The following is a 6,468-nucleotide window of genomic DNA, read 5'->3' as shown; positions in this document are numbered from 1 at the left end:
CCACCACCGCCGCCACCGCCGCCGGCGGCAACGCGGTGGGCGGGATCTACAACGCCAGCAGCGGCACCATCACCATTGTCGGCACCTCCACCATCAGCAACAACATTGGTGCCGGCGGCGGTGGCGGCGGTGGTGGTGGCCAAGGCAGCAATGCCAGCAATGGCGGCATTGGTGGCCGGGGCGTCGGTGCGATCTGGAACAAAGGCACGCTGCTGATCACGGCCGCCAACTTCGCGGCCCTGGCCGGTAATGCCGGGGCCAGTGGTGCAGGCGGTACCGCGCAGGGCGGAGGCAGCACCGGCACCTCACCAACCTCCGTCGCGACCATCTACAACGACGGTGGCATACTCAACACCGCGTATTCACCACCACCAACCGCGACCATTGTGGTCGCTGACACCACACTGAGCATCGGCGAAACGTCCCTGGTGACCATCACCTTCTCCGAAGCCGTGACCGGTCTCACCAATGCGGACCTGACCATCGCCAACGGCACGTTGACCTCGGTGAGCAGCGGCGATGGCGGCATCACCTGGACGGCAACGTTTACGCCGTCCGCCAGTATTTCCGATACGACCAACGTCATCACCCTGGACAACACCGGGGTGATCAACATTCTGGGCACCGCCGGCGTCGGCACCACCAACTCCAACAACTATACGGTCGACACCGTACGCCCGACCGCGACCATCGTGGTGGCCGACAATGCGCTGAAAGTCGGCGAAACCTCCCTGGTGACCATCACCTTCAACGAAGCAGTCACCGGACTGACCAACGCGGATCTGACGATTGCCAACGGCACCTTGACCTCGGTGAGCAGCGGCGACGGCGGCGTCACCTGGACGGGGACCTTCACACCGACCGCCAGCATCACCGATACGACCAACCTGATCACCCTGGACAACACCGGCGTCACAGATCTGGCCGGTAACGCCGGCAGCGGCACTACCGATTCGGGCAACTACGCCATCGATACCGTGCGGCCAACGGCGACCCTCGTGGTGACAGACAATGCGCTGAAAATCGGCGAAACCTCACTGGTGACGATCACCTTCAGTGAAGCGGTCAGCGGTTTCACCAACGCCGACCTGACCATCGCCAACGGCACCTTGACGGCGGTGAGCAGCAGCGACGGCGGCATCACCTGGACCGCGACCTTCACACCCTCCGCGAGCACCAACGACACGACCAACCTGATCACCCTGAACAACACCGGCATAGCGGATCTGGCGGGCAACACCGGCAGCGGCACCACCGATTCGAACAACTATGCGATCGATACACTTCGCCCAACTGCGACCATCGTGGTGGCGGACAATGCGCTGAAAATCGGCGAAACCTCACTGGTGACGATCACCTTCGCCGAGGCGGTGACCGGTTTCACCAACGCCGACCTGACCATCGCCAACGGCACCTTGACCGCGGTGAGCAGCAGCGACGGCGGTATCACCTGGACGGCGACGTTTACCCCGACCGCCAGCATCACCGACACGACCAACCTGATCACCCTGGACAACACCGGGGTCAGCGACTTGTCGGGCAACGCCGGCAGCGGCACCACCGATTCCAACAACTACGCCATCGACACTGTGCGGCCAACGGCAACCATCGTGGTGACGGACACGGCGTTGAGAATCGGCGAAACTTCGCTGGTGACGATCACCTTCAGCGAAGCGGTCAGCGGTTTCACCAACGCCGACCTGACCATTGCCAACGGCACCTTGTCGGCGGTGAGCAGCAGCGACGGCGGCATCACCTGGACCGCGACGTTCACACCTTCCGCCAGCATCAACGACACGACCAACCTGATCACCCTGGACAATACCGGCATAGCGGATCTGGCCGGTAACGCCGGCAGCGGCACTACCGATTCCAACAACTACGCGATCGACACCGTGCGCCCGACCGCCACGATTGTGTTGGCCGATTCGACGCTGACACAGGGCGAAACCTCGCTGGTGACCATCACCTTCAGCGAGGCGGTGAGCGGTTTCACCAATGCCGACCTGACGATCGCCAACGGCACCTTGACGGCGGTGAGCAGCAGCGACGGCGGCATTACCTGGACGGCGACCTTCACGCCGACTGCAGGCATTAACGACACCACCAACGTTATTACTCTGGCCAATACCGGCGTGGCCGACATCGCGGGCAACACCGGCAGCGGGACCAGTTCTTCGGGCAACTACACCATCGACACCGCCCCGCCGACCGCGACCATCGTGGTAGCGGACAACGCCCTGAAAATCGGTGAAACCTCGCTGGTGACCATCACCTTCAGCCAAGCCGTGAGCGGTTTCACCAACGCCGACCTGACCATCGCCAACGGCACGTTGAGCGCGGTCAGCAGCAGTGACGGCGGCATCACCTGGACCGCCACCTTCACCCCGACGGCCAGCACCACCGATGCGACCAACCTGATCACCCTGGACAATAGCGGCGTGCAGGCTGCCGCCACCGGCAACGTGGGCAGCGGCACCACCGATTCCAACAACTACGCCATCGACACCGTGCGCCCGACGGCAACCATCGTGGTCGCGGACACGGCGCTGAGAATCGGCGAAACCTCGCTGGTGACAATCACTTTCAGTGAAGCGGTCAGCGGTTTCACCAACGCCGACCTGACCATTGCCAACGGCACCTTGACGGCGGTGAGCAGCAGCGACGGCGGCATCACCTGGACGGCGACCTTCACGCCGAGCGCCAGCACCAACGACACGACCAACCTGATCACCCTGGACAACACCGGCGTCGCCGACCTGGCGGGTAACGCCGGTAGCGGCACCACCGATTCCAACAACTACGCGATCGACACGGTTCGCCCTACGGCGACCATCGTTCTGGCCGACCCGACTCTGAGTGCCGGGGAAACTTCGCTGGTCACCATTACTTTCAGCGAAGCGGTGAGCGGTTTCACCAATGCCGACCTGTCCATCGCCAACGGCACATTGACGGCGGTGAGCAGCAGCGACGGCGGTATCACCTGGACGGCGACCTTCACGCCAACCGTCGGCGTGAGTGACCCGAGCAACGTCATCACCCTGAACAATACCGGCGTGGCCGATCTGGCTGGCAACACGGGCAGCGGCACGACCAACTCCGGCAACTACACCATCGACACCGTCGCTCCGACGGCCACCATCGTGCTCGCCGATAACGCGCTGAAAATCGGTGAAACGTCGCTGGTGACCATTACCTTCAGCGAAGCGGTCAGCGGTTTCAGCAACGCCGACCTGACCATCGCCAACGGCACGTTGACGGCAGTGAGCAGCAGCGATGGCGGCATCACCTGGACAGCGACCTTCACGCCGACGGCCAGCATTACCGACGCAACCAACCTGATCACCCTGGACAACAGCGGTGTGCAAAACGCCTCGGGCAACGCCGGCAGCGGCACCACCGATTCCAACAACTACGCGATCGACACCGTGCGCCCAACCGCGACCATCGTCGTGACGGATACTGCCTTGGCGCTGGGTCAAACCACGGTGGTAACCATCACCTTCTCCGAGGCGGTGACCGGTTTCACCACCGCCGACCTCACGGTCGCCAACGGCGCCCTGACCGGCCTGAGCACCAGCGATAACATCACCTACACCGCGACCTTCACGCCGACGGCGAGCATCAACGATGCAACCAATATCATCACGCTGAACAACACCGGCATGGCGGACGCGGCCGGCAACACTGGCGCGGGCACTACCGATTCCAACAACTACGCAATCGACAGTCTGCGTCCGAACGCCACCATTGTCGTCGCCGACCCAACCCTGAGTGCCGGCGAAACGTCGTTGGTAACCATCACGTTCAGCGAGGCGGTCAGCGGTTTCGACAACAGTGACCTGAGCATTCCAAACGGCACCTTGAGCGCGGTGAGCAGCAGCGATGGCGGCATCACCTGGACGGCGACCTTCACCCCGACAGTCGGCGTCAGGGACACTTCCAACCTGATCACCCTGAACAACAGCGGCGTGGCCGACATTGCCGGCAACGCAGGCAGCGGCATCACCAATTCGGCCAACTTCACCATCGACACCGTGCGGCCGACCGCCACCATCGTCGTCGCCGACAATGCGCTGAGCGTCGGTGAAACGTCGCTGGTCACCATTACCTTCAGCGAAGCGGTCAGCGGTTTCAGCAACGCCGACCTGACCATCGCCAACGGCACGTTGACGGCGGTGAGCAGCAGCGATGGCGGCATTACCTGGACAGCAACGTTCACGCCGACGGCCAGCATTACCGACACCAGCAACCTGATCACCCTGGACAACACTGGCGTGCAAAACGTCTCGGGCAACACCGGCAGCGGCACCACCGACTCCAACAACTACGCCATCGACACACAGCGCCCAACCGCGACCATCGTGGTGACGGACGCGGCGCTGGGTGTGGGTCAAACATCGATGGTGACCATCACCTTCTCCGAGGCGGTAACCGGTTTTACTACAGCCGACCTGACGGTGAGCAACGGTACTCTGAGCAATCTGAGCACCAGCGATAACATCACCTGGACCGCCACCCTGACGCCGATAGCGAGCGTCACCGATTCGACCAACCTGATTACCCTCGACAACACCGGAGTGATCGATGGGGCGGGCAACACTGGCAGCGGCACGACGGACTCCAACAACTACGCCATCGACAGCCAACGCCCGACCGCGACCATTGTGTTGAGCGATACAACCCTGAAACCGGGCGAAACCGCGCTGGTGACCATCACCTTCAGCGAGGCGGTGAGCGGTTTCGACAACAGCGATTTGAGCGTCGCCAACGGTACGCTGAGCAATGTCAGCAGCAGCGATGGCGGCATCACCTGGACCGGGACCTTCACCCCGACTATCGGGATTACCGACGCCACCAATCTCATCACCCTGAACAACACTGGTGTCACGGACCTGGCCGGCAACGCCGGGACGGGCACGACCAACTCCGCCAACTATGTGGTGGAAACTCAAGTGCCGACCGCAACCATCGTGGTGGCCGACAACGCCCTCAAGGCCGGTGAAACCTCAGGGGTGACCATCACCTTCAGCGAAGCGGTCAGCGGTTTCACCAACGCGGACCTGAGCATTGCCAACGGTACCTTGAGCAACGTCAGCAGCAGTGACGGCGGCATCACCTGGACCGCGACGTTCACGCCAACCGTCAACGTGACGGACACCACCAACCTGATCCGTCTCGACAACAGCGGTGTGACCAACGTGTCGGGCAACAGTGGCGTGGGCGTGACCGATTCCAACAACTACGCCATCGACACAGCGCGGCCGACGGCGACCATCGTGGTGGCGGATAACCGCTTGGGCATCGGCGAGACGACCACGGTTACCATCACCTTCACCGAGGCGGTCTCAGGTTTCGACCTGTCGGACCTCAGCGTCGCCAATGGCACCTTGTCCAACCTGCTCAGCAGCGATGGCGGCAAGACCTGGACCGCCACGCTGACCCCGACCGCCAACATCAACGACACCACCAACCTGATCCTGCTCGACAGCAGCAATGTGGCGGACGCCGCGGGCAACGTCGGTGCCGGGATCGCGATCTCCAACAACTACGCGCTCGATGCCACCCGGCCGACGGCAACCATCGTGGTCGCCAACCCGAACCTGGGCGTGGGTCAAACCACGCTGGTGACGATCACCTTCAGCGAAGTGGTCAGCGATTTCGACCTGTCGGACCTCAGCGTCACCAACGGCGAGCTGACCAACCTGGCCAGCAGCGACGGCGGCAAGACCTGGACGGCGACCTTCACGCCGACCGCGAGCATCACCGACCCGAGCAACTTCATTGCGCTGGATACCAGCAACGTCAGCGACGGTTCGGGCAATGCCGGTAGCAGCGTGGCGGTCTCCAACAATTACGTGATCGACACCGTGCCGGTGCAGACGCCTGCCGTGGTCGTGACGCCTGACCCGCTGGCCCGGATCCCGCCACCGGTCACCGTTTCCGATCAGCCCAACGTGCCACTGCAACCGATCATTTTCACGCCCCCGACCGGCGATCTCGGCTCACCGCTGACCTTTACCCCGTTGTTCGAAAGCCGCGTGATCGGCAATGGCATCCGGCCGCTGGGCGACATCTTCATGAACCACGGTGCGCTGGCGCCCAGCTTCATCGCCCAGGTGTTCAGCAGCAGTGACAGCGGCGGCGATGGCTCGGGCAACGGCTTCCTCGGCTTCGGCGGTGGAGATGGCGGGGTGTTCGGCACCAGCACGTTGTCGAGCCTGTTCAATCAGGACGCCGGCAACGAACGAGACTCGCTGAACTCATTCGGCAGTCATTCGATCAAGGCCGGGGATGTTTCACAGGGGCTGCGCGGCGTGTTTGGCGCGCCGAGTCTCGTCCAGCAATTGCAACAGCTCAAAGACACCGAGCAACGGCAGGTCGACAGCCTGGCCGCGGCTTTGCGACAGGTCGGCATCAGCGAAATGCAGGCCTGAAAAAACACCTAAAACAATGCTGTGTCCAGGG

The 6,468-nt window shown here is 62.9% G+C and carries 1 protein-coding gene; it reads left to right on the top strand.

Annotated features, from left to right (window positions below; genetic code table 11):
- The first annotated feature begins 35 nt into the window (after window positions 1-35).
- Complete coding sequence (locus KGB03_RS09860) at window positions 36-6,437, top strand: Ig-like domain-containing protein (protein ID WP_411740135.1); 6,402 nt, start codon at window positions 36-38, stop codon at window positions 6,435-6,437.
- Window positions 6,438-6,468 lie beyond the last annotated feature (31 nt).

Origin of the sequence: Pseudomonas sp. BF-B-26, assembly GCF_019956495.1 — a bacterium.
GTDB lineage: Bacteria > Pseudomonadota > Gammaproteobacteria > Pseudomonadales > Pseudomonadaceae > Aquipseudomonas.
The sequence above is the reverse complement of the archived record's forward strand: the minus strand, read 5'-3'. Positions and strand labels throughout refer to the sequence as shown.